At 60.1% G+C, this 23,640-nt stretch carries 22 protein-coding genes and 2 tRNA genes; 10 read left to right on the top strand and 14 right to left on the bottom strand.

The window, feature by feature from the left end; translation table 11 throughout:
- Position 1: 1 nt before the first annotated feature.
- Positions 2-667 carry a phage tail protein gene (locus IPM54_29110; protein MBK9263851.1) on the bottom strand — a complete coding sequence of 222 codons (666 nt, stop codon included), beginning with the start codon at positions 665-667 and terminating at the stop codon, positions 2-4.
- Positions 668-684: 17 nt separating this feature from the next.
- Positions 685-1,812 carry an AAA family ATPase gene (locus IPM54_29115; protein MBK9263852.1) on the bottom strand — a complete coding sequence of 376 codons (1,128 nt, stop codon included), beginning with the start codon at positions 1,810-1,812 and terminating at the stop codon, positions 685-687.
- A 645-nt stretch (positions 1,813-2,457) separates the two neighbouring features.
- On the opposite strand from IPM54_29115, the gene IPM54_29120 reads away from it, so the two are divergent.
- The gene (locus tag IPM54_29120; protein MBK9263853.1) at positions 2,458-2,652 is read left to right on the top strand and encodes a hypothetical protein; all 195 of its coding nucleotides are present in this window, start codon (positions 2,458-2,460) and stop codon (positions 2,650-2,652) included.
- Entirely contained in the window at positions 2,594-3,070 is a 477-nt protein-coding gene (locus tag IPM54_29125) for a nucleotidyltransferase (protein ID MBK9263854.1), read from the top strand. The genes IPM54_29120 and IPM54_29125 overlap by 59 nt, the downstream gene beginning before the upstream one ends.
- A 38-nt stretch (positions 3,071-3,108) precedes the next feature.
- On the opposite strand, the gene IPM54_29130 is transcribed toward IPM54_29125, so the two are convergent.
- The gene (locus IPM54_29130) at positions 3,109-3,543 is read right to left on the bottom strand and encodes a sigma-70 family RNA polymerase sigma factor (protein MBK9263855.1); all 435 of its coding nucleotides are present in this window, start codon (positions 3,541-3,543) and stop codon (positions 3,109-3,111) included.
- Between the two features lie 416 nt (positions 3,544-3,959).
- On the opposite strand from IPM54_29130, the gene IPM54_29135 reads away from it, so the two are divergent.
- The gene (locus tag IPM54_29135) at positions 3,960-4,787 is read left to right on the top strand and encodes a sigma-70 family RNA polymerase sigma factor (protein MBK9263856.1); all 828 of its coding nucleotides are present in this window, start codon (positions 3,960-3,962) and stop codon (positions 4,785-4,787) included.
- Positions 4,788-4,918: 131 nt separating this feature from the next.
- Here the strand turns inward: IPM54_29135 and IPM54_29140 are convergent, their stop codons facing one another.
- From IPM54_29140 to IPM54_29160, 5 genes are all read right to left on the bottom strand, one after another.
- Positions 4,919-6,196 (bottom strand): insulinase family protein, encoded by a 1,278-nt coding sequence (locus tag IPM54_29140; protein ID MBK9263857.1) that lies wholly within the window; start codon positions 6,194-6,196, stop codon positions 4,919-4,921.
- Positions 6,196-7,635 (bottom strand): insulinase family protein, encoded by a 1,440-nt coding sequence (locus tag IPM54_29145; GenBank protein ID MBK9263858.1) that lies wholly within the window; start codon positions 7,633-7,635, stop codon positions 6,196-6,198. Before IPM54_29145 ends, IPM54_29140 begins: the two co-directional genes overlap by 1 nt.
- 82 nt (positions 7,636-7,717) lie before the next feature.
- Positions 7,718-8,329 (bottom strand): hypothetical protein, encoded by a 612-nt coding sequence (locus IPM54_29150; protein MBK9263859.1) that lies wholly within the window; start codon positions 8,327-8,329, stop codon positions 7,718-7,720.
- A gap of 54 nt (positions 8,330-8,383) precedes the next feature.
- Positions 8,384-10,186 (bottom strand): elongation factor 4, encoded by a 1,803-nt coding sequence (lepA, locus tag IPM54_29155; protein MBK9263860.1) that lies wholly within the window; start codon positions 10,184-10,186, stop codon positions 8,384-8,386.
- Positions 10,187-10,260: 74 nt separating this feature from the next.
- Positions 10,261-10,455, bottom strand: a complete 195-nt coding sequence (locus IPM54_29160) for a ribbon-helix-helix domain-containing protein (protein ID MBK9263861.1) — start codon at positions 10,453-10,455, stop codon at positions 10,261-10,263.
- A gap of 261 nt (positions 10,456-10,716) precedes the next feature.
- Between IPM54_29160 and IPM54_29165 the strand changes: the two genes are divergently transcribed.
- Together IPM54_29165 and IPM54_29170 are read left to right on the top strand one after the other, a co-directional pair.
- Complete coding sequence (locus IPM54_29165) at positions 10,717-11,532, top strand: hypothetical protein (GenBank protein ID MBK9263862.1); 816 nt, start codon at positions 10,717-10,719, stop codon at positions 11,530-11,532.
- The gene (locus tag IPM54_29170; protein ID MBK9263863.1) at positions 11,529-12,446 is read left to right on the top strand and encodes a hypothetical protein; all 918 of its coding nucleotides are present in this window, start codon (positions 11,529-11,531) and stop codon (positions 12,444-12,446) included. Before IPM54_29165 ends, IPM54_29170 begins: the two co-directional genes overlap by 4 nt.
- 169 nt (positions 12,447-12,615) lie before the next feature.
- Here the strand turns inward: IPM54_29170 and IPM54_29175 are convergent, their stop codons facing one another.
- On the bottom strand, positions 12,616-12,969 hold the full coding sequence (locus IPM54_29175) for a cupin domain-containing protein (protein MBK9263864.1): 354 nt from the start codon (positions 12,967-12,969) through the stop codon (positions 12,616-12,618).
- Positions 12,970-13,024: 55 nt separating this feature from the next.
- On the opposite strand from IPM54_29175, the gene IPM54_29180 reads away from it, so the two are divergent.
- Positions 13,025-13,987: an rRNA pseudouridine synthase gene (locus tag IPM54_29180; GenBank protein MBK9263865.1), complete on the top strand. Its 963-nt coding sequence runs from the start codon at positions 13,025-13,027 to the stop codon at positions 13,985-13,987.
- Positions 13,988-14,005: 18 nt separating this feature from the next.
- On the opposite strand, the gene IPM54_29185 is transcribed toward IPM54_29180, so the two are convergent.
- The 3 genes from IPM54_29185 to IPM54_29195 form a co-directional block, all read right to left on the bottom strand.
- Positions 14,006-15,169 (bottom strand): AAA family ATPase, encoded by a 1,164-nt coding sequence (locus tag IPM54_29185; GenBank protein ID MBK9263866.1) that lies wholly within the window; start codon positions 15,167-15,169, stop codon positions 14,006-14,008.
- Between the two features lie 157 nt (positions 15,170-15,326).
- A tRNA-Gly gene (locus IPM54_29190) sits at positions 15,327-15,401 on the bottom strand.
- Positions 15,402-15,433: 32 nt separating this feature from the next.
- Positions 15,434-15,505, bottom strand: a tRNA-Gly gene (locus IPM54_29195).
- A 283-nt stretch (positions 15,506-15,788) separates the two neighbouring features.
- Between IPM54_29195 and IPM54_29200 the strand changes: the two genes are divergently transcribed.
- A complete protein-coding gene (locus IPM54_29200) occupies positions 15,789-17,060 on the top strand; it encodes an FHA domain-containing protein (protein MBK9263867.1) in 1,272 nt (423 codons plus the stop codon).
- 31 nt (positions 17,061-17,091) lie between these two features.
- On the opposite strand, the gene amrB is transcribed toward IPM54_29200, so the two are convergent.
- Positions 17,092-18,321, bottom strand: coding sequence for an AmmeMemoRadiSam system protein B (gene amrB / locus IPM54_29205; protein MBK9263868.1), 1,230 nt, complete (start codon positions 18,319-18,321; stop codon positions 17,092-17,094).
- Between the two features lie 98 nt (positions 18,322-18,419).
- Between amrB and IPM54_29210 the strand changes: the two genes are divergently transcribed.
- On the top strand, positions 18,420-18,977 hold the full coding sequence (locus IPM54_29210; protein MBK9263869.1) for a YkgJ family cysteine cluster protein: 558 nt from the start codon (positions 18,420-18,422) through the stop codon (positions 18,975-18,977).
- On the opposite strand, the gene IPM54_29215 is transcribed toward IPM54_29210, so the two are convergent.
- Positions 18,955-21,120: a bifunctional (p)ppGpp synthetase/guanosine-3',5'-bis(diphosphate) 3'-pyrophosphohydrolase gene (locus tag IPM54_29215; protein ID MBK9263870.1), complete on the bottom strand. Its 2,166-nt coding sequence runs from the start codon at positions 21,118-21,120 to the stop codon at positions 18,955-18,957. The genes IPM54_29210 and IPM54_29215 overlap by 23 nt on opposite strands.
- Before the next feature lie 145 nt (positions 21,121-21,265).
- On the opposite strand from IPM54_29215, the gene hemW reads away from it, so the two are divergent.
- Together hemW and IPM54_29225 are read left to right on the top strand one after the other, a co-directional pair.
- Positions 21,266-22,492 carry a radical SAM family heme chaperone HemW gene (gene hemW / locus IPM54_29220; GenBank protein ID MBK9263871.1) on the top strand — a complete coding sequence of 409 codons (1,227 nt, stop codon included), beginning with the start codon at positions 21,266-21,268 and terminating at the stop codon, positions 22,490-22,492.
- 63 nt (positions 22,493-22,555) lie between these two features.
- On the top strand, positions 22,556-23,635 hold the full coding sequence (locus IPM54_29225) for a polyprenyl synthetase family protein (protein MBK9263872.1): 1,080 nt from the start codon (positions 22,556-22,558) through the stop codon (positions 23,633-23,635).
- The last annotated feature ends 5 nt before the right edge of the window (positions 23,636-23,640 follow it).

The following is a 23,640-nucleotide window of genomic DNA, read 5'->3' on the forward strand; positions in this document are numbered from 1 at the left end:
TTTACGACGCGGTTGGCAACAGACGGTCGAGCTGACTCACGAAGAGAGCCAAGCTCGGGTTCTTCGGAACGCACGACCGAAACTGCTTTGGTTTGCGGTACTCGCGCGACAGTTTTCGATATGTCTTCGGGTCCTTCGCCCCGTCGGCACTTGAAAGAGGTTTTTCGTTCCGCACCTTCATCAATTCGTGATCGATCGCTTTCAAACAGTGCTCGATTTTCGTCGCTTTGTTGTCATTGAAAACGAGCGGCAAGAGCCAGCATTCGGTCGAATGAACGGCGATCGCAAAAATGAATCGATTGGCGTGCGCCTCGTACGTGTCCTTCCCAATGAGATCGACGAGTTTTGTCACGACGTTTTGCACGAGCGTTTCGATGGGTAGAGGCCCATTGCTGTCGTTCCAAGGCACGTCGAAGCCGACATCTTGCGACACGTCGGTGTCGACCTGGATGACGAGGTAATCGAGCGTCTGCAAGTCTTTACGGTACTCACCTCGATTGAGGTAATGAAAAACGAGCGTCCAGCCGCCATGCGGAGAATTGAAAGGTGGCTGAAGTTGCGTGATCGCAGGCTCGTCCAGCTCGTGGACATTGGCAAATCCGAACAGGACGTTTTCGATGATGATTTGGTCGGTGATGCCCTCACCAATGAGCCCAAAGGTCGTCACGGAAGCCTCGTTCTCGGTCAGAAGTTCTTGGGCAAACCACCCAAAGCGCCACGCAAGAATGCCTCGGAAAGCTTCACCGGCAAGTCGTTATCGAGCGGCTTTGGAGGCGCCACGCGTCGCGCTTTCGTATGCCCATCTTGATTGCGAGAAATGACGAACAAACGCTGCTCGTCGTCGTGCAAATCAAGGCCATCGAGCACCGCGGGGTTGTGCGTCGTGAAAATGACTTGCTTGTCGTGCTTTTTTGCTAGCGCTATGAGCTGCTTCATGAGCTCGGCGCAAAGTTTGGGATTGAGCGATGCGTCGACGTTGTCGATGGCGAAGATTTTGGGCGTCCCAGGACCAATGAACAACGTGAAGTAGAAGAGCAAAAACAAAAATCCTTCGTTGGCGCTGCGTTGATCGAAACGACTACCTTCGGTGAGATGACGGTCGACAATGGCAATGGATCGCTCGAAGGGAGCAAGATCGGTGGGAACGTCGAAGCGCTCGAACCAATCGATGAGCGAAAGGTGTTGCGTAATCTCGTCTTGAACATGACGATGCGCTGATGAACCAAGGTTTTTCAGATATGCGAAAAGCCCCTCCCCGCGAATGCCAAGGGGAAGGATTTGGCCCTCCGCTTGGAAGGTTCGTAGTGCAGAGTTTTCGGGCGAGAAGATATAGAAATCGAATTTTTCCCATGGAAAAGCCAAGAGCCTTTCCAACACGTCTTTGAGAACGGGAAGCTGCTGATCGGTAGCTTCGAGCTGTCGAAGAATGTAGTCAATTTGCTGTGCACGGTCAACCTGCAGCCCCGAATCAATCCATTGTGGCTGTGAAGGATCTTCATAGTTAGTAGCCCCAATTTGGCAATTCGTTGTCGCACCATCAACATGTGCAACATTTACTACAATGCTGCTTATGGTCACATCCGTCTCACCAAATGCCGCAAACATGAACTGCGGATCCGTCACACGAATCCCCCGAGCGGCCAGATATTCATTGCCCAGTTTGTCCTGCGAAGACGCCGCCGCAAAAGCAATCGCTTCCAAAATATTGCTCTTGCCGCACCCGTTCTCGCCGATGAGCACGTTCACGCGGCCAAGCTCCATCTCGAGCTTAGGGATCGACTTGAAATTTTCGATTCGCAATTTTCGGATCATGGTGTGCTTGCCAGCGGGGATGAGCCTCGGACGCTAGTCCCTTCGTAGATCCCCGTCAAGCAACCAGCGGCCCTTCACCACCTGCTTCATCCCGTACGTCCACGCGGGTTCGCGAGTGCAGCGAAGCGTGTCCCGGCGGCCCCGGCGACCGTGATCCCATCGAAAAATGGCGTCCCGGCGGCCCCGGCACCGCGCTCCCATCGAAAAATGGCATCTCGGCGGTCCCGACGACCGTGATTCCATCGAAAAATGGCGTCTCGGCTGCCCCGGAGGCCGTGGTTCCGTCTGAAAATGGCGTCTCGACTGCCCCGGCACCGCGCTCCCATCGAAAAATGGCGTCTCGACGGTTACGACGACCGTGATCCCATCGAAAAATGGCGTCTCGGCTTTCCCGGAGGTCGTGATCCCATCTGAAAATGGCGTCCCGGCCGCCCCGGAGGCCGTGTTCCAAACTGAAACAGGCGTCCCGGCGGCCGAGGCGACGCGCCGCAAGCGGCCGCAAACTGATTCGTGCAGCACCTTCCTCTCGATTCAAGAACGTGCTATCTCCACAGGCATCGAGATGGCAACCATGGTCCACGAACGAACAGCGATGCACAAGTTTGATCGTGGAAGCTACAGCCCGCGAGTCGAGGTGACGTTGAAATGGACCGATCCATCCAGGTATTCCGCAGTTTCGAGGAAGCGGACGAAGCTGATGTGGCGTATTATGCGGGCCTGACACCTCAGGAGCGACTCGATATTCTCTTGAACCTCATCGCCAATTACCAGGAGTCACTCGGTGAAGCTGCAACGAGATTTGAGCGAATTTATCAAGTTGTTGAACTCGAACAAAGTTGATTTCATCGTAGTCGGCGGCCATGCCGTAGCGTTTCATGGTCACCCACGCTTTACCGGAGATATCGACTTTCTTCTCCGGCCAACGCGAGACAATGCCGAGCGCGTCATCGAAACCCTCAAGGCATTCGGATTTGGTGACCTTGCATTATGTGCTGATGATTTTCAGCGACCTGGAAGCGTCGTGCAACTCGGACGATCACCCAATCGAATTGATCTACTGACAACTATTTCTGGCGTTGATTTTGACGAGGCATGGAACACCCGTGTCGGCGCCGAGCTGGATGGCATTTCGGTATCGTTTCTCGGTCTACAAGCGCTGCTCGCGAACAAGAAGGCTTCCGGCCGAGACAAGGATCTTGCCGACGTGAAACAGCTCCAAGCCATTGCAACGAAGGCGGCTCAACATCGATCGGGTTGATCAGCAAATCAGTGAGAATCCGCTCGGTCACCCAAGCGCTACCGGCCGCGCCATTGCGTGCGCAAGATCGATGCCTTCGCAATCCGCATTCGCGCCTCCGCTGTTTTGCTCGGAATGCGCAATTGCGCCGCGACCGCCTTCACCGATTGCCCCTCCACCGCAACCCGCACGAATACCTCGCGCACCTTACCACTGAATCGCCGCATCACGCGCGCAAAGCCCCGATACGCGTCGATCATCCCTTCCGGATCGACCTCCAGCCTTGCAAGATCCGGCGGATCGCCCGCAAAGCATACCTTTCTGCAGCGACACAGTCGCCGGTAATTCCGGGCGCGATTGATGGCCACCGTATACAGCCACGGGCGCAAGTCCAACTCCCCTACGAGCTGCTCCATATGCCGCCAAGCAAATGCAAATACCTCCTGCACCTCGTCGTCCACATCCCGCGCGGGCACGCCGAAACGCAAGAGCACCGACCGGACAAACGGCCTGTCACGCGCGTATATCCGCGTGAAACGCTTGGCCGATGAGGAATGTTTGGGGGAAAATTTGGCGGACCCTGGACGAGGGTGTACCCTTTCCATAGCGGATGACCTCAGTTGCGATGGGGTTGTTCGTCAGGCGCCGGCCAGTTGTGCTAGAACTGGTTGGCGCCGCTTTTGTTTGTATCGTGGGAAAAGGGGGAAAGCAAGATGAAAATGCGCGAATGGTGCGCCATGTAAAACCCTTGGATCCAAGCGACAAACGCCACGCAATGCCCAAGTGACGCGGCGGATCCCGAAGCCCCCTCAGATGCCCCGTTGCCCTCCCGTTTTTCCAGGCTTGACTACCTCCCCTCCACAACGCAGAACACACTCCTGTTCATCCGTTCACCTCACGGGTCAGGCCGATGTCGACAACCACCACGCGCAAGAGCCACGCATCCAAGCGCGTCCCGAACTTCACGGTCACCGGGCCGCAGCTTCCGCAGTACCCGCCACCGCCGCCGACGGTCCCGGTGCAAGCCGTGGATCCCGCGACGAAAGCCGTGCGTTACGCGGTCACGGACGCGACGGGGTCACTCGAATCGGTGACGCAATGCCGCGTGTTTGCGCGTCTATATGCGGATCACCGTGAATTCGTCCGGCGCACGGTCGAACGTCATGGCGTTCCCATGCGCGATTCCGAGGACGTCACGCAAGAGGTCTTCACGACGGCGCTATCGCGCATTCACGATTTCGATGCGGCGAAGGCTGCGCGACCGTGGTTGTTCGTCCTCGCGATTCATCGAGCGGCCAATTATCGGCGCTTGGCACGCAATCGAGTCGAGCCCATCACGTCCGCACCGCCGCCAGAACCCGTCGCCGACGATGGTGACGCAGAATCGGCCGTGCTTGCATCCGAAGAGCGCACGCTCGTGCGGGAGATCATTGGCCGATTGAGTCCCAAGCTTCGCACGATGCTCATCATGCACGACCTCGATGAGCGTCCCATGGCGGACATCGTTGCCGAACTGAAAATCCCGCTCAAGACAGCGCAAGCGCGTCTCAAGCTAGCTCGCGAGGAAGCGCTTCGGCGAGGTCAATCGCTCGCCCTCTCGATAACCGCGACACCGCTTCGGAATCGGGACTTGCTCCGCGTGCGCGAAGTCTTGCTCGACTATGTCAAATTGGAAAAGGCCACACCGCCAGAGCGTCGAGCGCCCGCTGCGCCGCTTACCTACTTCGTCTTCGCCTAACCGTTATTGTAAGAGGGTGAAGCTCGGATTTTTCCGGCGTGTGCGGTGGGGCCCCACTGTTTGAGCCCGCGAAGCGGGCGAGTTTGGGGGGCACCGCGCGCGCCGGAAAAATTCGAGGTTCGCCCGGGGTTTCACTCGAGGTCGAACGGACAGACCTCGACGCCTGCAAGCCGCGGAATCGCATCCGTAATGGTCTTCCCAATATCGGCATGCGTCCCGACCACCGCAATGATCATGTCATCCTCGGACAAACGGTTTCTCAACGCCGCGTTCGCCTCGTCCAGCGTCACAGCCTCAATCAACTCGTTCTGCCGTTCGTAGTACCCGTCCGGCAAATCGAACAGCACAGCATCCAGTTTTCGATGCGCACGCTTTCGCGCCGTATCCACCTCGAATGCATGCGACCGGATCAAGTACTTCTTCACGAACGATAGCTCGTCCGCCGTAATGCCCCCATCGCGCACGCCATGCAATAGGTCGAGCATCAGCGACAAACACAATGCTCCATCGGTCGCCTTCGGCGCTGCCCACATCATGAACGAATCCCTTTGACGGTCGACGCCGAGACGCGACGACGTCCCATACGAGAGCCCTCGCTTCGCGCGGATCTCCTGCATCAGTCGCGACGTGAACGTCCCGCCGAAGGCCGTATTCGCAACGAGCAGCGGGATGTGGTCTTCATCCGTCGGGTGCGTCCCGAGTCCCCCTACGACCATCTGCATTTGTGTACGTTCGGGTTTGTCCACAAAGATGAGCCTCCGGCCCGTCGGAGGCTTCGGCGGCGGCACGGGATCCTCGATTCGGTCCCCTACCGGAAGCCGTTCGAGCAATTTCTCTGCAATCGCATTGCCTTCTTCGACATCCACGTCCCCTGAAACGACGACGTGCGCATTCGATTGCGTGTAGTGCGTCTTGTAAAACTTGACGATGTCGTCCCGCTGCATCTCCTTCAGCGTCGCGATTTGCCCCGATATACGCCGACCATACGGATGCCCCGCAAAAATCGTCCGCCGAAACGCTCGCGCACAAAGCAGCCCGTCACTGTCTCGCGATTCGACGATTTCCGCAATCGCCTCGCGCTTCAGCCGTTCGAGCTCGCCCACGTCGAACACCGGTCGCGAAAGCACCGTCGCCACGATGTCCAAAAACGGTTCCAGCGACCGCTTGATAACCTCGAAATGCACCAGCGTCGCGCTCGGAGACACGTCGACACCGAGCTCGCCACCCAGCAAATCGATTGTTTCTTCAATCGCTTCGGACGTCCACCCCTCGGCACCCCGACGCAACATTCGCCCCGTCAATCGCGCAAGCCCCTCGCGCCCCGCCGGATCGTGCGCAGAGCCCGATCGAAATGCAACGATGACGCTCACCAAAGGCAGCGCCTGACTCGGTTCGACGATGACACCCATCACGACGCTACCTCTTCTTCCTCACCATCGTCTACGCCGTCTGCCATTTCTTCGTCCGACGTACCGTCCGGAAAAACCTCGATCACCGTCCGAGCCGTGCGCACCAAATACCGCCGAGCTACCCGCAAGAGGTCACTCGACGTCACGCGCCGATACACCGCAATGCGATCGAATATCGCTCCCGGATCTCCCAGTACCGTTTGGTAAAACCCAATTTGCTCGGCTTTTCCGCTCACGGTCTCGAGCCCCTGCAAAAGCGCAAATTCCACGCGCCCTTTCGCCTTCGCAAGCTCAGCTTCCGAAACAGGCTCCGCTTTCACCCGGTCCAATATCTCGTCGATTGCCGTCAAGAGCTCGGCCGCCGTATGGCCTTCTCTCGCCGAGAGAAAGACGTCGTAAAGCCCCGGATCGCGAAAGCTGCCCACGTAGGCGCGCACTTCCGATGCAATTTCTTGTTTTTGCACGAGCTCCCGGTGCGCACGCGACGAACGACCGCCAAACAAGATCTCGTTCAAGAGCACCAGCGGCGCGTGATCGAAATCCCCGAGCGCCGGCGACTTGTACCCGATTGCAAGTTTGTGCGTCGGCGTCGGTTTCGTCATCGAAAGCCGCCGCTCCTCCATCTGCGGAGGCTCGGGACGAACGTCCTCGACCGGAATTTCCGCCGGTGGCATGTGACCGTAGGTTTCCTGCACCAATCGCAAGACCTGCCCAATGTCCACATCCCCCACGACCACCATCGTCGCATTGTTGGGCGAATAGTATGTCTTGTAAAACTCGACGCAATCATCCGTGGTAAAACCCAGGATATCGTCCATCCAGCCAATCGTCGGATGCTTATAGCCGTGCTCGCGAAACGCTTCCTTGTAAAGCGCTTCGCTGATCGATCCATCCACGTCGTCGTCGACACGCTGTCGCCTCTCGTTCGCAACGACGTCTTTTTCGCTGGTCACTTGAGGTTCGCGCAAGACGAGCTGCGACATGCGATTGGCCTCGAGACGCAGCGTCAGCTCCAGCGCTTCGGCGGGAAGGTTCGTATGGTAAAACGTCCAATCGAGGTACGTGGCGGCGTTCGTTTCAGCGCCGGCTTCTTCGAGCATTCGATCGAAAGCTCCATGCGGCGTCGTTTCCGTTTCGCCGAACATCAAGTGCTCGAATAGATGCGCGATTCCCGTCTTGCCTTCACGTTCGTGGCGCGACCCGACGCCGAACCAAGTTTGAAGGCAAATGACCGGCGCGACGTGATCCTCGAGCACCAGCACGCGCAGACCATTGCCCAGGACAAACCGCTCGACGCGCATCGATGGACCGAAGGCGATGGTGCCATCGTGCTCGGCCCATGCATGAGGCGACTCGTGACGGTTCAGCTCGGTGAGCAATTCCGCGAACGGCCCTTTACGGACGCGCGTGCCTGGTTTCAAAACGGAAGCTGTGTGCATGTGGCTCGTGTCCTTACCACATCACGTGCCACGCGCGCCCACGCAGTCGCGACTCGATGAAAAGTCGTCTCGAACGGATGCGTCAGCGTCGTGGTGCAAAGTGACAGAGCACGTCTTCAGGGATGCGCGTCGACTGATGACATTCCCACTTCGAGTCATGACAGGAAATGACGAGCACCCCTGCTTTGTACGCTTCTTCGAGCGACGAACCTGCGCGCTGATGGATCAGGTTCTTCGGCGTCGAGTCCAGACAACCTTTGCCCATCTGCACTTCGATCTTGCGATTGCCTCTGTCGAGCTTCACGGGATTCGGCGGCGTCTTGCCTTTGTCGGCGGAGCGAGCTGCATCGGCGAGCTTTTTCGAGATGCGGTCCAGGTACTCTTTGTCGACGATCGGCGGGTCACCGTTTTGCACTGCAACCATCGCGAGCGTGTACTGGATGGCCATGATTTGGTCTTGTTCCGGCGCGTTGGGCTGAATCGGCCCGGACGAACCCAGCGGTACGGGTCGCGGCGGCATTTTTATTTTGGGCTTCGCATCGGCCGCGCTTGCCGATGGTGCGGCTGACGCTGTCGCTTGCGGAGCTGCCGTCGCGGATGCTGCGGTATCGGTCGTCGCTGGCTTGGGCTCGTCACAGCCCAGGGTGGTCGCGATCAGGACAGCGAGCGGGAATGCATAGCGGATGGTCGCCATGAGCTCTTTTATACGCGTCTTCGCCAAGGGGCGACAAAGCCGCGTCGAAAGTGCTCAATCCACTTTCAGAATCGCGAGAAACGCTTCTTGCGGAATCTCGACGCTGCCCACCATCTTCATGCGCTTCTTGCCCTCTTTCTGTTTCTCGAGGAGCTTGCGCTTACGCGAGATGTCGCCGCCGTAGCACTTCGCGGTGACGTCTTTGCGCATGGCCTTCACGGTCGTCCGCGCAATGACCTTCGATCCAATCGCCGCTTGAATGGCCACTTCGTACTGCTGTCGCGGCACGATGTCTTTCAGCTTCACGGCAAGATCGCGGCCTCGCTGATACGACTTTTCCTTGTGCACGATGACGCTCAACGCATCGAGCGGCTCGCCGTTCACGAGCATGTCGAGCTTTATCAAGTCGGCTGCCTGGTACCCCACGAGCTCGTAGTCCATCGACGCATAACCGCGCGAGACGCTCTTCAGCTTGTCGTGGAAGTCGAAGAGCACTTCGCTGAGCGGCATGTCGTACGCGATGATCACGCGATCGGCCGACGCGTATTGCAGCGACTTTTGCTCGCCGCGCCGATCCTGACAGAGCGCCAGCACGGCACCGACGTACGTTGCGGGCACGTGGATCGTGACGCGGTAGATCGGCTCTTCGATGTGATCGACGTATTGCGGCGCGGGCAGACGAGCCGGGTTCTCGATGGGCTTCATCGTGCCGTCGTTCATGTGCACGTGGTACACGACGCTCGGCGCGGTCGTGATGAGGTCCAGGTTGTATTCGCGCTCGAGCCGCTCCTGGATGATTTCCATGTGCAAGAGGCCCAGAAATCCGCAGCGGAACCCGAATCCGAGCGCTTCGGACGTGTCGGGCTCGTAGACGAATGCTGCATCGTTCATGTGCAGCTTCGATAACGCGTCGCGGAGGTCTTCGTATTGCGCCGAGTCGGTGGGGAACACGCCGGCAAAGACCATCGGTTTGACGTCTTTGAATCCGGGTAGAGCGACTTTCGACGGATGTACCGCGTCGGTCACGGTGTCGCCGATTTTCGTGTCCGTCACGCTCTTGATATTGCCCGCGACAAACCCGACTTCCCCGGGACCGAGCTCGGTGATGGGCGTAGCGTGTGGGGAAAACACGCCCATTTCCGTGATTTCGTAGTCGCGGCCCGTCGCCATGAAGCGAACTTTCTGGCCTTTGCGGATCACGCCATCGACGACACGAATCATGACGACTGCGCCGCGGTAGCTGTCGTACCAGCTATCGAAAATGAGCGCGCGCAGCGTGCCGCTCACATCGCCCTTCGGAGCAGGTACGCGTGCGACGACCGCTTCGAGGATGTCCTTGATGCCAAGGCCCGTCTTTGCGCTCGCGGGAATGGCACCGGCACAATCGAGGCCAATGACGTCTTCGATTTCGCGCTTGGTGCGATCGACGTCCGCCGAGGGCAGATCGATCTTGTTGAGCACCGGGATGATCTCGAGGTTGTTGTCGAGCGCGAGGAACACGTTGGCGAGCGTTTGCGCTTCGACGCCCTGCGATGCATCGACGACGAGCAGCGCGCCCTCGCATGCCGAAAGACTTCGTGAAACTTCGTAGTTGAAGTCGACGTGTCCTGGCGTGTCGATGAGGTGCAGGCGGTACTTCTGCCCATCGTTTGCCGTGTAGTCGAGGCGCACGGTTTGGGCCTTGATGGTGATTCCTCGTTCTCGCTCGATTTCCATCTTGTCGAGAAACTGGTCTTGTTTCTCGCGTGCGGAAAGCGCCCCGGTGAATTCGAGGATGCGATCGGCAAGCGTGGATTTGCCGTGATCGATGTGCGCGATGATGGAGAAGTTGCGGATGTGCTTGGGTTCGACGGGCATGCGTAGTGGACCGACGTGGATGAGAGGGTGCGTGCTCCTAGCGCGTCACCTCGTCAAAAGCCATCCTCGGCGCATTACTTCTTTTGCTGCACCGTCGCCTCGAGACTCATTTGTCCCGGCAAGACGTGCTCGTAGTGCTTCAGAACCATGTCGATGCCTTCGCGGATGTAGACCGCGATGGGGACCTTGGTCCGATCGTGCAAGAGCTTCAGGCGCTCAGCCTGCTCGGGCGTGATGTAGATGGTCGTCGAGACTTTCTTTCGCGACATGTCACGCCCTGCACGTTACTCCGTCCACCACATGCGGACGGTGCACCCTCGGAGCTCCGAGAACGACTGACAAGGCGTTACCCTAGATGCCTGTACGTGTGTTGTCAATCCGGAAGCGTCGAACGAAACGTGCGAGCTCGGGAAAATTGCGGAGGTGCTCACGGTTCTGCGCACGAAAACGGCTCTACCTCCGCAGGTTCGACGTTGCCTTGCCTCGTGAAAGCGCGGCGCCTAGACTGCGCCAAACGCTTGGAATCTCCGTTGCCTCCCGGCCTTCGTCCGGCCCCTGATGCTCTCGAGCCTTCGACGCCACCGGCAAGCAAGGACATTCGCGCCAAAGCATTTTCGACGAGTTTCGCCATCACACTCGTCGCCCTCGCCGCGTGCTCGGCCGCCGATGGAAACGACGCTGCGCGGCCCACTGGCTTCGAGCGCGACACGGAAATGAAGCACGAGCCGTGTGATGGTGCCGCGGCTGGCAATGAGCGAATCGACGTCAATGGCGACGGGCGACCCAACATCGTCAAGGTGATGAGTGGCGGCCGCGAGGTGTGCCGCATCCTCGACTTGAACATGGATGGGGCGATCGACGCGTACGTGTACTACGACGAAAGCGGACGCGAACGACGTCGTGAATTCGACTTCGATCGTGACGGGCGGGTCGATGAAATCGCGAGTCTTCGCGGCGGCGCTGTGTTCCTCAAAGAGCGCGAAACGAACTTCGACAACCAGCTCGACACTTGGGATTATTACGAGTCGGGAAGACTTGTGAAACGCGAACGCGACTCGGACGGCGATGGCGTCGTCGATCAGTGGTGGACGTTCAACGACCCGACCGATGCTCGGTGCGCTGCGGTTTCATTCGACCGCAACTACGACGGCGAACCGGATCGTTCCGGCATCCTCGATGTGTGTGCCGAAGCGCGGCAGAAGGCGTTTATCCAGCCAACGGTCACGAGCGCCAAACCTGCTGGTTCGAGCAGTGCACCGAAACCCGCTGCGACACCTGCATCATCGGCGTCTGCTGCGAAGCCGCCCGTGCCTGCGCCAAGCTCCAGTCAAGCGAGTCCGCCATGAACGTGCGTACGCTCGCCTGGCTCCTACCTGCGTCGTTCGTGCTCTGCGCATGCAGCAGCACCAAGCCTGGCGGCGAAGCGGATGGGTCGCACAGTGCGCTGTCGAAGAAGCCTTTGCGAGGTCCGACGAACGTCGTCGATGACCGTTCGATGTGCGATTGGAAGGGACGCCCCGATCGCGAGGTGAAGGAAGTCAGCGGGCCCGGATCGGCAAACCGGAACGTGCGTCGCGTCTACCAGAAGCTGGGCACGGGCGAGAGCGCCAAGCGCGTGCTGAATTGCCGCGAGATGGACACGAACTTCGACGGCATCAAGGACGTGGTTCGTCGCTACAACGACAAGGGCGAAAGCGTGCACGAGGAGAGCGACTCGAACTTCGATGGTCGCATCGACACGTGGATCACGTTTGCTCGCGGAATGCTCGCCGAAGTCATCGTCGACACCGATTACGATGGTCGTCCCGACGAACAGAAGACCTATTCCGACGGCCGGTTGGTGCGTATCAGGCGCGACAGCAATCGCGATGGACGGCCGGACGTGTGGGAGATTTATCGCGAGGGTCGGCTCGAACGTATGGGCGTGGATGTCGACGGCGATGAACGTGTCGATCGCTGGGATCACGACAGCGAAGCGCGCCGCAAGCTCGACGAAGAAGAGCGCAAGCGGGAAGAGGCCGAAAAGGCGGCGGCTGCTAAAAAAGAAGCGGACAAGAAGAAAGAGGAAGAGGACGCCGACAAACCCAAGAAGGGCGGCGTGAAAGGGCGCGGCAAGGGTGCGGCGGACAAGGCATCGAAAGACGCGCCCAAGAAATCTGAAGAGAGCGCCGCGAAAGGCGAGACCAAACCGGTTGGCGATGCCAAACCGGCAGGCGACGCCAAACCGGAAGACTCAAAACCCGCTGAGGGCAAGCCCTAACGCAGAGGGCCCAATCGGGGGGTATGGGGGGCGGACCAGTCGGCCCGTGTTTTGGCCTTTGGCCAAAACACTTAAAGGGCCGCCTGCGAGCCCCCCATCGTGAACCCGCCTCGCGAAGCGCGCGTCCCACGCGCGCGTAGCGAGCGTACAAACCCTGGCCCGCTTTCAATCAAGCCGCGCTGGTTCCTTCGCGACCGTACACGTCTTCGAGACGCACGACGTCATCGAGCTCGGGCGTCGACACTTCGATCACGTCGACGTCCGTCACGGCGATCATGCGGTGAATGGTTCCTGGCCGAACGTGAAACACGTCGCCCTTGACCATGCGGCGCTTCTCGATCGCTTCGCTCGGTCCCACCTCGAGATCCATCTCTCCAGACTGAATCAGGAGTGTCTCTTCCTTGACGCGGTGGTACTGACGAGACAATCGATGTCCTGCCAGAATGTGCAGCAGTTTGCCCACGTAGCGGGGAGTTTCGGCCCAGATGAGCTCGTGTCCCCACGGCTTGTCGACCCGACGCATGTTGCGTGCTTACCACGAGCGGGCGGATTAGGCAGCGCAAGGAGAAGGGCCCCTCATGGAAGAGCGGCTGCAAAAAATCATCGCCCGATCGGGGCTGACATCACGACGCGCCGCGGAAGACTTGATCACCGCCGGCCGAGTCCGCGTGAACGGACGCATCATCACGGAGCTCGGCGCCAAGGCCGACCCGCGCAAGGACCGTATCGAAGTTGACGGAACGCGGCTCGTCGCCGAGCCTTTCGTGTACCTCGTCCTTCACAAGCCGAAGAACGTCGTCTCGACGCTTCGCGATCCCGAGGGTCGCCCGACCGTGGGCGAATACGTGCGAGGTGTCGGGGCCCGCGTGTATCCCATCGGGCGCCTCGACTTCGCCACGAGCGGCGTTCTGCTCATGACCAACGACGGCGACTTTTCCAACGGACTGCTGCATCCGCGCGGCGGCGTGCCCAAGACGTACATCGTCAAAGTTCACGGCATCATGGATGAACAAGACGTGCTCGTGTGGCGCAAAGGTGTCGAGCTCGAGGACGGCAAGACGCTGCCGGCCGATGTGCACGTCCTCCGGCACGAGGGCGACAAGACGTGGCTCGAAGTCACGCTCCGCGAAGGGCGAAACCAGCAAATTCGTCGTATGGGTGATGCGACGCGTTTTCCAGTCATGCGTTTGGCTCGCACAAGCTTCGCGGGCGTCACGTCCGAAGGACTGTTGCCCGGAAAGTGGCGGCTGCTCACGGTCGACGAGCTGATGGAGATTCGAAAGCAGTTCGGTGTACCGAGGCGAGTGAAAGCAGCAGCCGCACAGCAGGATCTCTCGCGCCTGCAGAGTCGACCTCGCCCTACTGCGCGCGCGCCGCGTGGCCGCAGCGACGAAGAGCGTTCGCCTCGACAAACAAGCAAGGCTCCGCGCCATCCAGCAAGCAAGGGCGCCGCTCCGCGTCCACGCACCGATGACGAACGACCGAAACGAGGCCCGACCAATCGACAAGCCTCCACAAGGCCGCGCCGAGACCGCCCGTAGGGCTTGGACAAACCGTCGCTAAAGCTGCGAAAAACGCCCCGTACGAAACGAAGCTTCGAGAAGCTGCGCGACGCGCTTCTCGAGTTCTCGTGCGCGCGGATCGGTCACGGACGCGAGCGCCGTCTTGATTTCGCCGAGCGCCTTCAACTGGCTGAAGAGCTGCACGTCGCCGAGCGCAGCACCACCTGTGAGCAGTTGGCGAATGCGATCGATCTCGGCCGCGAGCGCATCGACGCCGACACCGAGCGCTCCGACGCGACGTCGATCCGGGTGTTCCCGGAAAAACGCTTCGAGCACGGGCTGCACCACACCTTCCAAAATCGCGGCTTGATCTTGGTTGTTCCAAATGTGTTTGAGCACAAAGAAATCGCTCGGGTCGGTCGTCGAGCGTCCGTCGAGATAAGCACTGGCTGCGAACAGCTTGAGCATCTTCACGACGCGGCGATCGGAGAGGGAAATGCCCTCGGCCCTGATCTGAAAAACGATGCCCTTGTAGGCAGACAAGAAGCTGTCGGAGAAGTTCATCCTTCCGCCGAAGCTCTTGCCCAAGTCCGCAAGTTCTCGTGCTGCAACGACCGGTCGAAGCCCTTCGCCGGACATCTGACGGATCTCGTGCTGGATGCCGCGCTGGAGCAATTCGTTGAAGTGATACGCGTCGAGGTTGTCCGAGTGCACGCGGAGGAGAAAGCGGTCGAAGATGGCGTTGAGCGTTTCGTCTCCGGGCACTTCGTTCGACGCGGCGAACACGCTGATGAGCGGACAGCGCATGACCTTGCCGCCGCTCGTGAACTTGCGTTCGTTGAGCAGCGTGAGCAGCGTATTGAGGATGGCGCTGTTCGCCTTGAAGACTTCGTCGAGAAAAACGATCTCGGCTTCGGGCAGCATGCCTTGCGTGTTGCGACGGTAGGTGCCTTCGCGGAAGGCAACGATGTCGACCGGTCCGAAGATCTCGTTCGGTTCCGTAAAACGCGTGAGCAAGTACTCGAAGTACTGCGCTTGCATGAGCTCGGCGAGCGACCGGATGAGGGCGCTTTTTGCAGTGCCCGGTGGGCCGAGCAAAGCGCAGTGTTCACCGGCGACGACCGAGATCATCAGCAGACGAATGATTTCGTCTTTGCCGAGAAATTGTCGTTCGAGTGTGTTGGCGAGTTGCCTGAGTCGCTCGTGCAGAGGCGCGGACATCGCACTCGGATGCGTACCACAACGCGCGCAGCAGCCGGATGCGATTGTGCGGGGCGAATTGAATGCCGACGCGGATGGGAAAGTGGGGCGTCGGAAAACGTTGGTCGTCAAATGAAAACTACCCGGGCGTGAGAACGCACCGGGTAATTTTGCGACTTGGAGCGGGAGACGGGATTTGAACCCGCGACGTCAACCTTGGCAAGGTTGCACTCTACCACTGAGTTACTCCCGCAGTATGGCTGCATTATACTGCGAATTTTCGAGAGCGGGAGACGGGATTTGAACCCGCGACGTCAACCTTGGCAAGGTTGCACTCTACCACTGAGTTACTCCCGCAAAAGGCTGTCTTAGGGCGCGTCCTGACGGGTACATCAGGACAATCCTTACGAGCGCCTTGCCACGGACTGAAGCACTGCTTCAACCGAGGCGGGCCATTCCTACTAGCGGTTGTCGAAACTGTCAAGGGCTGCGCCCAAGGCGTTTGCTTCTTTGAATTCCAGGAGTATCTTGTTCGGGCCGCTGCATCGGACGGCCTGACCGGAGCGCAACTCCGGGGCCTCATGGGGAATGCAGCACGGCGACGCGGGCACGACGCCCGCTGCCGATTGATGGGGGGAACATGAACGAACAGCAGGCTTTGCGTGTCCACAACACCGACACCAACGTAGAGGCGTCGCACTTCACTCAAACCCAGAAGGAAGTACGATCCGGAATTTTCGCCAAGGGGCGACGAGACGGCAGCGGGTGGGGACTCGTTCTTGCCGGTTTCGACGGCGAGCTTCGGCCCGTCATGCTGACCGATGGCGCCGTCGTCGGAACGACGTCGAAAGATGCACCAATCGACGGCAAAGGAATCGCTGGCGAGCACGTGCGCGTGAACGTGCGTGCCGACGGTTGCTACGTCGAAGACCTTGGTGCGCCGCAAGGCACGTACGTCAACGGCGTTCGCGCCAGGCGCATCGGCCTCAGCCACGGCGATGTCGTCCGCCTCGGCGAAACCCTTGGTATTTTCGTCGAGCGCGATCTCAGCACGTACGCGGGTCCGAGCATGCGCACGGGCACGCTCGTACACGGCCCACGTCAACGCAAGGATTGGATCGATCCCATCCTCGAGCTCGTCAAGAACGGTTCCTGCGTCTGCATCGAAGGCGCTCCCGGCACGGGCAAACGCACGATGGCCAAGCTTGCAGCAGCCGTGCGTGAAGGCGTCGGTGACATCGTCACGGTCGATGGATCGGGCGAAGCCAAACCCGTCGTGCCCGCAGGGGTTCGTCCCATGACATGGGTCGTGCTCCACGCGGATCGCCTTCCACGTCCACAACAACTCGAGATCGCGCACGCGGTCGGACGAACCAACGGCGTCGCCGTGATCGCCACCGTAAGCCAACCGCTCGATCGCGCCGTCGGCGACGGCAAACTCGCACCATGGTTTGCCTCGCTGTTCTCGGGCAAACGCGTCACGATCACGCCGCTCGAGCACCGACGCGAGGACATTCCGGCCATCGTGCGAGACATCGCCGATCGTCGCGGCATCGCGCTCGAGCGCATCACGCCGGAATTGCTCGATGCGCTCGTGCGCGCAGGCTGGCCCGGCGGAATCCCTCAACTCGAAGCGACGCTCGTGGCCGCTGCCGATGCGACCGAAGCAACGTCGCCCATCGAGCCGTCGGCCGTCGTGTCGACGCTTGCTCGTGCCAATCGCACCAAGCCTTCGCTTCCGCCAGCCGCCGATCCGGCGCTCGCTCGCGCACGCCTCGAAGACGCACTCGCGCGTGCCAACGGGTCGGTCGCATCCGCCGCACGATCGCTCGGCATGTCGCGACAAGCCATCTATCGCGAAGCCGAACGCCTCGGCCTCGACATTGCCAGGCGCAAGTTCTCGCGCAGTTGACTCGCTTGTCCTGCCTACCTCGCTTACCGTTTCAACGGTAAAACCCTACCGACGCGTGACTCACGATCGATCCTTCCTGAGGATCGACGCACTGATCGTAGTGCAACACTTCGCCCATCGTTCCTTCGGGTAAAACGCGCAGCGCCGTGTAAATCGGACCAAGTCCGCACACGCGCCGCGCATGCAGGTCCTCGCGGACGTGAAAGTAAAACCCACGCGCATCACGCTCGACCATCCGCGTGATGGACTCGTGGTCACGCTTCGCAAGCGCATCACGCTCGGGTGCATGTAGCGGTCTCGCGTCGCCGAAGCGAGGTCCCACATGCGCGAGATCCGCACCCATCACGACGAAACTGCGCTCCCTGCGACGCTCGACGAGCTCACGCAGTGCAACGAGGAACGACTCGGTTGCCGCATCTCTCGAAGGCTCCTGCGCGGCTGAGATCACACGTCCCAAGCCGCATAAAATGGGCACGATCCGCACCGGCCTTGCACCGAGCAAGTGGCGCAAGAACACGATTTGAAACTCGAGCGAGTGTTCACCTTTGTGCAGGTACTCGTCTTCTTTGACGTCGAAGCGAGCTCGCGACGCAAGCCATGCAATCGCCTCGCGATCAGGAGACATCGCGCCAAGCGGCGTGGCGAATGGTTTGTCGCAGACGGCGAAAGGTTGTCGCATCGGCATGTGGGACGTGCCGAGTACGAAGATCGTGTCCACTTCGTCTGGCAACGATTCGGAGAGCGCCGCGTACGCATGACCGTAACCCACCGATGCTCGCCAAAGATCCATGTGCGGAGCGCAGAGCCCCACCATGCGCGGGCGACGTGCAACTCGCGCTGCCTTTGCCAAACAGTCGTTCTCGATGAACCGCCGCAGCGCTTTCGGATCAGCGTGATACGCACTGCCCGCGTGCTGCGCCGGTCGTTCACTCCGAGACTTGAACGCAGCAACGACCTCACGCCGCCTTTCCAAATAACGCGGCGAATCCAAAAAGTACGCAGCGTCTAGCTCGGCGACGAGCTGCCTCACGACCGCTGCGTCAATCGTTTGACCTGCAATCGAACTGGCCTGCCGAGCCAACGCGTCGATCGATCTCGTGCCATCCATGCTCATCACAACAGGCGCGAGATCACCTCGAATGGCGAGCGCCGTCGGAGCAATCCCCTCCCCGTCCCTCAACATCAGCGCTCGACCGAACGCATCATGAAGAACGAAAATGGTCTCGATCGAACGAAGCCGCGGGTGACTGTTCGTCTCCATGACGCACCCCCCACGAACAATAGCGTGCCGCATGCCGCTCGACTTCAGTTCGCGCTTGGCGCAGTCGCAATCGTTTCGACATATTCTCTGCCGCGCAGATGGCCCGCTCCAACTCGACCGATCGTTCGTCCCGAGCACACCCTCGACAAAGTGACCGCGATGTAGAGAAGAAACTCTTCGGTGAGCTCGAAGCGGTCTATCGCGACGTCGACGCGGTGCTCCACGAAGACTCGTGCCCCGCGACCACCGAGTGCTGCCGGTTTGGAATTACGGGACGCGAGCCGTACGTAACCTCGATTGAAGTTGCGCTCGTCGAACGCGGCATCGCACGCCGCGGCGGCGCCCGTGCGCTTGGTCGCGCGCCGAAGCCGCTTCAGCAAGAAACGCCCGTTCGCAATGACAAACGTCGGCTCGACATGGTCGACGAAGAGCCGTGCCCGCTGCTCGATGCAAACGGCCGATGCTCCGTTTACGACGCACGACCGTTTGGCTGCCGCACGTACTACTGCGAGCGAGCGACGCGATCGAGTGGGCTCGGGCAACGCGACATCAACGAATTCGTACGAAGGATCAAAGACATCGCCGCACGCCACACGACGGGCGGTGATCAAGGCAAGCCGCTGCGTCGCGCGCTCACGTCCGTTCGACCGCGATGACGCCCGGAATGCGTTGAAGCTGCCGAATGACGCCCTTCAACTGAGCGAGATCCGAGCACAGGAAGCTGAACGTATTCGTCGCTCGACCATCGTCGCCGGCGCGACACGTCGCTTCGCTGATGTTGATGCCTTGCTCGTGAAAGGTTTGTCCTACCGTCGCGAGGATGCCGGGACGATTGGCCGTCATGACGCGAAGCTGTACGGGCCGGTTGATCTTGGCGCGTGCATCCCATGAAATTTCGACGCGCCGCTCGGGATCGGTGTCGAGCGCTTTCGGGCAGTTTCGCCTGTGCACCGTGATTCCGCGTCCGCGCGAGATGAAGCCGACGATCTCGTCGCCAGGCAGCGGATTGCAGCACTTCGTGTATCGAACGAGAACGTCGTCAATCCCGTTCAGCTTGATGCCGTGACTGTCGCGACCAGTGACTTTGCGGACCAGCGACTCGATGCGGCTTTCCTTGAGCGACGCCGGAGGAACCGTCTCGGTCGCGCCTGCCTGAGGAGGAGCGAGGAACGCGATCACGTCACGCGCTGCATGCTTGCCGTAGCCGATACCGATGAGCAGCTCGTCGAACGACTGCACGTTGAAGTGTTCGGTCAACTTGCGCAGCTCGGCTTCGTTTTTGGTCAAACGAGCCAGGCTGATGCCGCCTTGGTGCATCTCTTTTTCGAGCAGCTCGCGACCGAGCTTGAGGGACTTTTCGCGTTGATCGGCGCGCAGGTAGCTGCGGATGCGGCTCTTGGCGCGGCTCGTCGTGACGAAGTCGAGCCAGTCCTTGTTCGGATGCTGGTTCGGGTTCGTCATCACCTCGACGACGTCGCCATTGCGGAGCTTGTAACGCAAAGGAACGATCGCGCCGTTCGATCGCGCGCCCGAACAGTGATCACCGACTTGGCTGTGGATCGCGTACGCAAAGTCGATGGGCGTCGAGCCGCGAGGGAACACGCGCACATCGCCCTTCGGCGTGAAGACGTAAACTTCGTCTTGGAACAGATCGACCTTCACGCTCTCGAGGAATTCCGCCGGATCCTTCATGTCCTTTTGGAATTCCATGAGCTGGCGGAGCCACCCGAAACGCGCAGCGTCCTTCGGATCGATCCCCCCCGAGTTGCGCTCTTTGTAGCGCCAATGCGCCGCGATGCCTTGCTCGGCCACGCGATGCATCTCGTGCGTGCGTATCTGCACCTCGATGCGTTCGCGCCCGGGACCAATCACCGTCGTGTGCAGCGATTGGTACATGTTGGGCTTGGGCAGCGCGACGTAGTCCTTGAAGCGACCCGGAACAGGCGTCCACTGTGAGTGGATGACGCCAAGCGTCGCGTAACAGTCGGCCACCGATTCGACCAGCACGCGGAATGCGATGACGTCGTAGACCTGATCGTAGTCGCACTGCTGCGCCTGCATTTTGCGCCAGATCGAATACAGGTGCTTCGCGCGGCCCGTGACTTCCGACGGAAATCCTTGCTCGGCAAGCTTGGCCGAAAGGACCTTCGATACATCGGTGATGTACTTGTCGCGCTCTTTTTTCGATCCGAGCACCTTTTGCGTCAGGTCCCCGTACGCTTGGGGCTCCAAGTACTTGAAGGCCAAGTCTTCGAGCTCGCTCTTGAATCGCGCGATGCCGAGTCGATTGGCGAGAGGCGCGTAGATCTCCATCGTCTCGCGCGCAATGCGATCCTGCGCCTCGGGCTTCATGTGCTCGAGCGTCCGCATGTTGTCCAAGCGATCGCAAAGCTTCACGAGCAGCACGCGAATGTCGCGTGCCATCGCAATCAGCATTTTGCGGAAATTTTCCGCTTGGCGGTCTTCCTTCGATACGAAGTTGATCTTCGACAGCTTCGTGACGCCATCGACGAGAAACGCGACTTCCGCGCCGAAAATCCGCTCGATGTCCGAAAGCGTCGCGAGAGTGTCTTCGACGACGTCGTGCAAGAGGCCCGCAATGACACTGGCCGCATCGAGCCGAAGATCGATGATGACTGCGGCAACGGATATCGGGTGCGAAAAGTACGGATCGCCGCTTTTTCGCGTTTGTCCCTTATGCGCTTCCGAGGCAAACTCGTAAGCACGGGCGATGAGCTCGACGTCGGCCCCTGGATGGTATTCCTGGACCCGACGGATTAGCTCTTGCGACGTCAGCATACGATTTTCGGCCGATGCACCAGCATCGCCCTGTTGCTTGACGCTAACATCCCGCACCTGGCGCGGCAATTCTGTGACCATGGCGCCCGCCTGTTCCCGCACTTCGCGCTTCTGCCCCTGTGATGCATTATACATTGGCGCAACCATGATGCCCATCGGAGTCTACGTTCACTTCCCGTGGTGTCTCAAAAAGTGCCCCTACTGCGACTTCGTCTCTTTCGCCGAAGAACCTCGCATGATCGAGCACGAGCGATACGCCGACGCTGTCATCACCGAGCTCGAACGACGCGCTGAATCGTTCGCGGACCGAACGCTCACGACGGTGTTTTTCGGCGGGGGCACACCTTCCCTTTGGGCACCTTCGGCCATCGGTCGCGTGCTCGATGCAATCGTACGTGCAGCAACGAACGTGACGAACGACCTGGAGGTGACGGTCGAATGCAACCCGACGTCCCTCGATGAAGACAAAGCACGGGCGCTCGTGGATGTGGGCGTCAATCGGTTGAGTGTTGGCGTGCAAGGTACGGATCGCGAAAGGCTCGAGTTCCTTGGTCGGCTTCACGATGCACAAGGAGGCTTGGCAGCGGTCGCTGCAGCCGTGCGTGCGGGTGTGCCGCGCGTGAGTGCCGACCTGATCTATGGGATCGCCCTGCCAGAAGCAGGTTCGAGCGCACGATATCTCGCGGGAGGGCCCGTGCGCGAACAATCGCCGAACGATGCGGCGGCGGAAGCACGGCGAGTGGCTGAGACGGGGGTAACGCATGTGTCGGCGTACAGTTTGACGATCGAGCCGGGAACTCGTTTTGGTGAATTATCGCGACGCGGCAAATTGCCCGTAGCAAGCGACGATGTCGTTGCGGATGCGTTCTTCGCGATCGAAGAAGCGCTCGGAGCAGCGGGGCTCGAACACTACGAGATCTCGAACTACGCGCGACCTGGTCACGAAGCTCGGCACAACCTCGGATATTGGCGAGGGCACGACTACCTGGGCCTCGGTTGCGCGGCTTTTGGGACGATCAGCGGAAAAGCTTCGGGGCAACGAGCTTCGTGGGCGCTTCGTTATCGGAACCTGATCGATCCTTCCCGGTACATGCGTGCAGCACTCGATCGCGCGGTGGATGTCGAAAGCGAAGAGGCTCTTGCGCCCGAAACGCGTCTTCGTGAACGGATCATGCTGGGTCTGCGCCTTCGAAGCGGATTCGATCTCGAGGAGGCCGCGTCGGATCTCGGGCAACCGGTTTGGACCGACGCACGACGCAAAGCAGCAGACCAGCTTTCGGCTCGAGGCAAGCTCGAGGTGCACGAAAACCGCCTTCGTATTCCGAAGCAAGCGTGGGTGCTCGCGGATGGGATCGCTGCGGAGTTGTTTTGACAGCCAAAGATGCCGCCGTTTCATTGACCGACCACGCTGTGCCTCCTACGCTCGCGCGCCCGTATGAGCGGATCTGAGTCGACGGCACACAACGCCTTTCTCGAACTGCTCGGCCGTTTGCGTCCGGAGATCGACCGGCGCATTGCCGAGCGGTACGACGTCGTCGTTGCGCGTGCACGTACGCACGGGCCGCATGTCGCGGCGATGGTCGAAGCGTCGCGCGACCTTGCGCTGCGTGGTGGCAAGCGGCTTCGAGCAGGCCTGATCGCAGCAGGATGGCTCGCTGCGGGTGGAGACGCCGATCTGGAAGCGCCCATCGAAGGTGGCGTCGCGTTCGAGCTATTGCAGACGTACTTGCTCATTCAGGACGACTGGATGGACGGGGACATGACGCGCCGCGGTGGACCAAGCGTTCATGCTGCGTTGACTCGAGCGCTCGACGGCACACAGCGCGGTGCATCATCCGCCATCCTCGCGAGCGATCTCACGTGGGGTTTGTCCGTCGAAACACTCTTGGGAATCGAACGGTTATCGGCCGAGGCGCGCATCGAGGTCTTGTCGACGTTCTTGCGCGTTCACGAAGATGTCGTGCTCGGACAGCAGCTCGACATTCTCGGTGCATCCGAAGACGTCGAAGCGATGCACGACCTGAAAACGGGCAGCTACACGATTCGTGGACCGCTCGTGCTCGGGGCGACGATGGCCGGTGGATCACACGAGCTTCGAGAGTTCCTCACGCGATTTTCCGCGCCGCTTGGTGTTGCATTCCAACTTCGTGACGACTTGCTCGGGACGTTCGGTGACCCTGCGGAGACCGGCAAGCCCGTGGGTAACGACATCATCGTTGGAAAACGCACGGCGCTGGTCGTGGAAGCCGAACGTTTGGCGAGCGAGGACGAACGTAGGGCCATCGCGAGCGCGTTCGATCGCGGTGACGCAAGTGAAGCTGCGGTCGGTGCAGCGACTTCAGCGATGATTTCGTCGGGAGCTCGTCGCGCCGTCGAAGAGCGTCAGGGAACCCTTTGTGATCGAGCGCTGGCGATGCTCGACGAGTCATTGCTTCCCGTTGCCGTACGGCCGGTGCTCGCTGGTATCGTCGATGCCATCAGGGTTCGTCCAAGCGAACCGAAGGTACGATCGTGACGCGT

Source organism: Polyangiaceae bacterium, from assembly GCA_016715885.1.
Classification (GTDB): Bacteria; Myxococcota_A; Polyangia; order Polyangiales; family Polyangiaceae; genus Polyangium.

Bases quoted from the DNA above. Each gene is read 5' to 3' on its own strand.
- IPM54_29115 (MBK9263852.1), bottom strand. From the start codon at position 1,812: ATGATCCGAAAATTGCGAATCGAAAATTTCAAGTCGATCCCTAAGCTC.
- IPM54_29120 (MBK9263853.1), top strand. From the start codon at position 2,458: ATGGACCGATCCATCCAGGTATTCCGCAGTTTCGAGGAAGCGGACGAA.
- IPM54_29135 (MBK9263856.1), top strand. From the start codon at position 3,960: ATGTCGACAACCACCACGCGCAAGAGCCACGCATCCAAGCGCGTCCCG.
- IPM54_29140 (MBK9263857.1), bottom strand. From the start codon at position 6,196: ATGGGTGTCATCGTCGAACCGAGTCAGGCGCTGCCTTTGGTGAGCGTC.
- IPM54_29145 (MBK9263858.1), bottom strand. From the start codon at position 7,635: ATGCACACAGCTTCCGTTTTGAAACCAGGCACGCGCGTCCGTAAAGGG.
- IPM54_29150 (MBK9263859.1), bottom strand. From the start codon at position 8,329: ATGGCGACCATCCGCTATGCATTCCCGCTCGCTGTCCTGATCGCGACC.
- lepA (MBK9263860.1), bottom strand. From the start codon at position 10,186: ATGCCCGTCGAACCCAAGCACATCCGCAACTTCTCCATCATCGCGCAC.
- IPM54_29160 (MBK9263861.1), bottom strand. From the start codon at position 10,455: ATGTCGCGAAAGAAAGTCTCGACGACCATCTACATCACGCCCGAGCAG.
- IPM54_29170 (MBK9263863.1), top strand. From the start codon at position 11,529: ATGAACGTGCGTACGCTCGCCTGGCTCCTACCTGCGTCGTTCGTGCTC.
- IPM54_29175 (MBK9263864.1), bottom strand. From the start codon at position 12,969: ATGCGTCGGGTCGACAAGCCGTGGGGACACGAGCTCATCTGGGCCGAA.
- IPM54_29180 (MBK9263865.1), top strand. From the start codon at position 13,025: ATGGAAGAGCGGCTGCAAAAAATCATCGCCCGATCGGGGCTGACATCA.
- IPM54_29185 (MBK9263866.1), bottom strand. From the start codon at position 15,169: ATGTCCGCGCCTCTGCACGAGCGACTCAGGCAACTCGCCAACACACTC.
- IPM54_29200 (MBK9263867.1), top strand. From the start codon at position 15,789: ATGAACGAACAGCAGGCTTTGCGTGTCCACAACACCGACACCAACGTA.
- amrB (MBK9263868.1), bottom strand. From the start codon at position 18,321: ATGGAGACGAACAGTCACCCGCGGCTTCGTTCGATCGAGACCATTTTC.
- IPM54_29210 (MBK9263869.1), top strand. From the start codon at position 18,420: ATGGCCCGCTCCAACTCGACCGATCGTTCGTCCCGAGCACACCCTCGA.
- IPM54_29215 (MBK9263870.1), bottom strand. From the start codon at position 21,120: ATGCTGACGTCGCAAGAGCTAATCCGTCGGGTCCAGGAATACCATCCA.
- hemW (MBK9263871.1), top strand. From the start codon at position 21,266: ATGATGCCCATCGGAGTCTACGTTCACTTCCCGTGGTGTCTCAAAAAG.
- IPM54_29225 (MBK9263872.1), top strand. From the start codon at position 22,556: ATGAGCGGATCTGAGTCGACGGCACACAACGCCTTTCTCGAACTGCTC.